Origin of the sequence: Paraburkholderia sp. WS6 (assembly GCF_030464835.1) — a bacterium.
Taxonomy (GTDB): Bacteria; Pseudomonadota; Gammaproteobacteria; order Burkholderiales; family Burkholderiaceae; genus Paraburkholderia; species Paraburkholderia madseniana.
This window is the reverse complement of the sequence record NZ_JALQCK010000067.1, coordinates 24,454-30,623: the sequence shown is the minus strand read 5'-3', so window position 1 is coordinate 30,623 and position 6,170 is coordinate 24,454. Positions and strand designations below refer to the sequence as shown.

Genomic DNA, 6,170 nt, shown 5'->3' with positions numbered 1-6,170 from the left:
CCATCATGCTTCACGTGCACGCGCGTGGACGAACGGCCTAGGCGAGCCGCTTACAAATCTTCCGCAAGAACAAAAAATGCATTTGCATATGTCGTGGCAACCAACTCATACCCCTTACGTTTCGCAAGATCGATGAAGGCGAGCAACGACGCGCCCTGATTGAGAGATGGGTCCGCATCCTGCACGAAATAAAGTTCGTTGCCGGCGCTCGGGTTGAATTCGACGACCACGAGTCGCGGCCGGTAGTTCGTGAGAGCGCTCCAGACATGCCAGTCATTACCGTCGATGTCGATCGAGAGAACATTGAATTTGGATGGTATCGGCGTCCGAGCCAAGATGTTATCCAGACTACTATCACCTTCCCACCCAACAAACGCATGCTCGACGAAGACCTCACCGGTGCGCACTTTGTGCAAATCCGCCAAGGATTCATGTCGCGCCTGATCCCCTTCGATGAGGACCGCAGACCAGCCTTTATTGTTAATGAGGTCCCATGTATTTGATAGGTACTTCCCATCCCACGCACCAAACTCCACGCACCACGCGTCAGTTCGCCCGATCAGATCAAGGATCTTGTCGATGATGCCGTCTTCGCCATACTGCGACGTAACATTGTTAGCGAATTGACGCAGGTACGTGCTTTCTGGCTTGGTGCGCTTGGTGCGCCTGAGTTCGATGGTCGGCATGGCATCATCCGGAATTCTGAGAGACTGCGAATTTACCACACCGGCGAACGCCGTTTGGCGAATCCCCGCAACTATTGGCTGGGTAGAATCGCCACCCGATCTGAGCAATAATTGGCAACTGCTTGAAAAGATCCCGTAGCGTGGATCGCACACATCAACCTGCCTTGCCGTCGCAGGTCAGCCTTACCGACGCGGCTCACACCTGCCGCTCGTCGCGTTCAATACTCCGGTATTCGCGCGGTCAAGTGTGGTCGCGCTCAGCCGCTTACTGACTTTTGTGACTACGGGACTCGTCAAGTAGGGGCAAGGGTAGTCAATGCAAAAACCGCCCGAGGGCGGCTTTTGCATTGACTCAACAAAATACTTCCATCAATTAGCAATCTTTCGCTTTCTCAACCAAATACTTCCACCTTTGTTCTTCAAGCACAGAGGCAAGTTTTCGCGAAAATAGTCTTCGTGAAAGTGCTCCAGGAAGGTATTGAAAGCTATCACCTCGAAGTCGGAATTGTTCTGCAGGAATGCCCGCAGCAAGTAGGCCTCGTTCCAAGCACGACCTTCGTCGATCCAATCCTTGATATACTCAAATGGATAGAAAATATCGTGAAAGTGAATATAAACCCCATCAGCTAACGACGGAATCACGTTAAACAGAATATGGTTTACATCACTACCGGTTCTACTAACGTGCGTTGAGTCGACGAATAAAATATCATTTTCTTCCAATGAGGTAAACACGGACCCCTCAACGTCCTGCACTCGCTTCTCGTGGATCTCAATCCTTTCTATATCACCATCTTTAAGCATTGATTTCAGGAGCTTCGGATACGGTTCAATGAACGTGCATTTTATTGAATTGTCGAACCACCGCTCGTTGGTGTCGAGCAACATACATGAAGAAAATCCTGAACCTACTTCCACAACTTTCTTCGGGTGCGCGTGCCGGATCATCCCGTTGAGAAAAATCGCATCTGAGTAGCTATACGCAGGATTTTCGTAGTAGTAACGAATATCATCTACCTTTTCAGCCTGAAAAGGTAGGTCCGAATAATATTCCTTCAATTTGTCGAGAAACTGAAGCTGCTGGTGTTCCCGCAGATCAATGCCAGGTATCGTACGAGGCCAGCTAGCAAAAATCCTCGCGGCGTCTCTACGCAATTCTTCCTTCGGCGCAATTGGTGAATAAAAGTGTCCATTGGGAACAAACGGCGGACCTTCGCCGAACTGCCGGAGCTCAGCATTCTTTTCGTCGATCACCGCCGACATCTCACCAAGCTGCTGCAAGGCCTCCTGAAGCTCTCCACCAAGAAGTCCGCATTTTTCCCAAGCCTCATCTCGCTCTCTAACAGCCAAGTCATGAGCGTGACTGATGTCGCTCATCGATTGAGCAAGTCCCTGAACACTTTTTCTGAGCTCGTCCGCTGTCTGACTGAAGTAATCGCGCTGTTTAATTAAATTTCTAAATGGCGGAACACGCTTGACCAAGCGCTTAACTCGGCGATTTACTTCTTCCAACATGGTTGATGATCTCCGGAATTATTCACTCAATGCTTGGCGCACGCTCGTCCTGCAGTGCTATCAAGATTCTACTGGAACCATTCGGGAAAATCTTCCGCACTTTCAATGGTCAGGAAAATCATGCGCAAGCGAGAACAAGCCTGCATGGTCTGCGCATTGAGTACCTGTGTTGTGACGTCGGTTGCATGAGCACCTGCTGCCGACACCCTCGAGGGGTATGCACATGATCATCTGATTGAACCAGCAACGGACGCCGAGCCTGATTGCTCCCCTCGGCGCGCCTGATCTATGGCTACCAGCCCGCTACTCGCTTCCCAATGAGCTTAGTCTGCCCCCGGGTCAAGCGCAGTCAAGATCAAGACGAAATACGGCGACGGAACGCCAATATTCTTCTACGCCATCCAGCCTGAGTCGAAAAAATTCGCCGCATGAACGGCATGCGCGCAAACAGTATGCGCGCGCGCCGCCTTGATACATGAATAATTGCCTGCCGATCTGCCTGCTCGTCGGCCATCGAGGTGACCTCCACGGGACTAAGGGTGACGTGCATTTTGCGTTGCCGCTCTAGCGCCGCGCCGTACGCGCTATGCAGGTTCGCCTGCCTCTCAAGCGCAATTCTGCCCGACATTGGGACCCTGTACCGAGACGTGACACGATTGACCGATTCGAAATTGGTTGCGCATGAGTAACGAACCCAGAGCACCCAGTCCTCGAGTTGGTCAAGGTCCTCATCGAAACCACCAAATTCATCATATAGGCTACGGTGGAATAACACCGATTGAATCGGTGCGAGATTTTCCTGCCACATTGCAAGCCGCGAATACGGACGATACTTAAGCAATGCGTCCGCTTCCTGATACGAAACGCTATCTTCGTTAAGCGCGAGGATCTTCGTCGGAATCTCATGCGCCGCGCTATACATCACTCTACTCGAAGTACCTCCGACCACCTGCATCAGCGCTTCAACATGATCAGCGTAGAACTGATCGTCATCGTCCAGAAATCCAAACCATTCGCCTGTGGCAATCGCGAGCCCCCTATTCCCAGCCGCGCTTCTCCCCACAGGAACGCCCGTGGAAATGTAGCGGACGTTCAGTCGGCCCTCAAACTCCTTTTCGACCAATAATCTGCTGTTCTCCGGGCCATCCTCCACGACAACGACCTCAAGGCGCGGATATGTCTGATGCAGCAGCGACATTAGCGCCTCCCGCAGCAGAGCCGGCCTGCGATGTGTGCGGACAATTATCGAAACCAGGGGAACGACGTCTGGGTCCAACTCGGTAGTCGAGAATTCGAAGAATGCGCCTTCCCGTCTATCGCTATAACTCCAAAAGCGGAACTCCGGTCGAAAGCCAGCCTGGCGATACGGTAAGCCGGTTCGCCGAAAATACGACATGGATCGAAGGTATTGCGGCAGTGTGGCTACGTGTCTCCTCCGTGCACCTGCGAATCGCGGTCGCCGCGCCAGTTGAAGCAACCAGCAGCCGAGCCCGCGCAGAATATCTCCCCACGTTCCAAAACGAGTGCGTAACTGGAGCGACGCCAGCACACCATTGACGATCTGCGTAGGCTTTACTTCCGCGGGGCTCGCATAGGTATGATGGACGACAACAGCGCGCGGCACATAGCGTAGCGTCCATCCAGACGCCCTGAGCCGCCAAGATAGATCAACATCCTCCCCATACATAAAGATGCGCGGCTCAAATCCCTGGACCTGCGCAAATGCCTCACGACGGAATACCGCGCCTGCACCGGAAATCCAGCCAACTTGAAGGGTCGATGGGTCGTACACCTTAGGATGCTCGAAGGGTAACTGCCGCAACTCCCAAGCACCCACATCGTGCGATGAGTTGTCTATCGCCGCCGCCAACGTATCGATTGCGGTCGAATGAAGCCACCCATCCGGGTTCAGGACGAAAAAAAATGGCGCAGTCGTCGCCTCAAACGTCGCGTTGTGCGCAACGCCAAAGCCTACATTATCGAGCGAATGAGAGACCGAAAGATCAAATGGATAATTTGAACTGGCACGCACAAACTGATCCAAACGACCGGCGTCATCGGGATCGTTGTTTCGCAGCCAGACCCTAAACCCCGCATCGCGATGCAACGTTTGAGCGGCAAGGCTGTCAAGAAGACGAGTTAAAACTTCATTTGTCTCACGGTAGACCACCACGGACACATCAAACCAAATTCTCATACTCGTCTCCGTGACAGATAATGGAATGCGAGAGCCACCAAAAGCTGTCAGCCCAGACGTCGCACTGCCCTCCGAGCAGCGATACGAAGCCCGTCGTAGCTCTTCCGCGCCACCGCGTAAAGGCGCGGATGTCGCGTGAAAAACCAACGCAAGCCTCGCAATAAGACAGGACGTCGCATATCCGCTATGTCACGCTCCAGCTTTGCAATCCAATTCCGTTGATCAACGATCAGGCGGACGGTGCCGGGCGGGAAGATGTGATATTCCGAATCGTGTTTCGCCACGATCTTGTTGTAGTCCCGGAGCCACTCTTCCTTCGAGTGCACCGCAAACGAAGACTCTCCGGAACACCATTTGCGATAGATGCCGGTGACCTGTGGACTACTTTCCACGCCACAGACGAACGCTGTTCTCATCTCGAAGTCCCAATCCTCTGCCGTGTTAAGCGACTCGTCGAAGTGAATCCCCAATTCCTGGAAGCTCACCCGCGGAAACGCAAGCGACAGCGTTGGTGAGAAATTCTGCGAGAGATGCGCGAACAAGTCATACGTGGATGGATAGGGAGTGGTAATCGCGGACGTGGTTCGGTACCCCAATGCGCCGTCCGGTCGCGTCCCCGTCGAGACGATATCCTGTTCTGCGATTGTGGCACGCAGCACACAGCCAGGCGACTTTTCGCTCAATTGCTTGAACGTTTCGACCCAGTGCGCAAAGACCAGTTCGTCGTCGTCGAGAATGCTAATGTAGTGCCCACGCGCCGCTGCAAACCCGTCATTAAGGGGCGCAGTACGATTGCCTCTGCCGCATTGAAGCACTCGCACTTTTTCCCGCGCAGACTGAGGTAAGTCCTCCGCAATTCGCTTCACAGCAAAGAACGCCGCTTCTTCAGCCTTGTGCGTGACAATCAGTAGTTCGAAGTCTTGGCATGTCTGAGCTGTCAAACACAAAAGAAGGTCCCGCAAATTGCCCAGTCGCTTACCCTGCGTACGTGTGACGATGGACAGGAACGGGCGGTCTTCCTTGGGATCTACAGTCAGCGAAGTCGCTTGTCGGGCGCCTGGCAGATACGCGCGAACGAGTTGGTTAACTGTGCCAAATCGATCAGCGTCGTCGCGGATTCGCCGCAGATAGCGCGATGCCGGGGTATGCCCTGAAAGCAGGGGATGTGCAAACGGAAACGCCTGATCGCTGGATTCAAGGCGAAAATCACGATTCGCCACCTCATGCCAGCCGGTGACTCGCGCCATGTTGGCCAGCAGACGATCCGTGTGATGAATCACATGTGTATGGTCAAGCAATCCGGCAATCGTGTAGTCCCAATGACCGGCAAGCAACTTCGCGCCAAGATCGCGGTGAGCGCCATTGGGCACGCTGACAGCGAGCAAGACCGCGCGTTGATCAGCGAAATCACGAAGGCGCGCCAACAACGCAGGGCCGTTGGTGATATGTTCGAGCGTGTCAATGATCGAAATCGACGCTAAACGACGATCACCCAGTGCTGCTTCGATTTGATTGATCGTTTCGTCCAAGCGACCCAGATCAATTTGCTTTACATCAAAGCCTCGCGACTCGAGGTTTTGGAGTGAAGCTTGGTCGGCATCAAAACCAATATATTCGAGACCCAGTTCGCGGAGAGGCTCCGCGATCGCTCCGTATCCACAGCCGATATCGAGGTGCACGCCCTCGCGTGCCCCGAAATCTTTGATCAGCGAAACAACATTGCTGTATACGGAGTCTTCTTGATAGTGGTGCAGGTAAGTTGCTGGGGTCAT

The 6,170-nt window shown here is 53.4% G+C and carries 4 protein-coding genes; all 4 read right to left on the bottom strand.

Translation table 11 applies throughout. The features are described 5' to 3' along the window. Window positions 1-50: 50 nt before the first annotated feature. A complete protein-coding gene (locus M0D64_RS42295) occupies window positions 51-686 on the bottom strand; it encodes a hypothetical protein (RefSeq protein ID WP_266262009.1) in 636 nt (211 codons plus the stop codon). Window positions 687-1,055: 369 nt separating this feature from the next. Next, window positions 1,056-2,201, bottom strand: coding sequence for a class I SAM-dependent methyltransferase (locus M0D64_RS42290; RefSeq protein WP_266262008.1), 1,146 nt, complete (start codon window positions 2,199-2,201; stop codon window positions 1,056-1,058). A 355-nt stretch (window positions 2,202-2,556) separates the two neighbouring features. Continuing rightward, window positions 2,557-4,392: a glycosyltransferase gene (locus tag M0D64_RS42285; protein ID WP_308102555.1), complete on the bottom strand. Its 1,836-nt coding sequence runs from the start codon at window positions 4,390-4,392 to the stop codon at window positions 2,557-2,559. A 53-nt stretch (window positions 4,393-4,445) separates the two neighbouring features. Further along, entirely contained in the window at window positions 4,446-6,170 is a 1,725-nt protein-coding gene (locus M0D64_RS42280; protein WP_266262006.1) for a methyltransferase domain-containing protein, read from the bottom strand.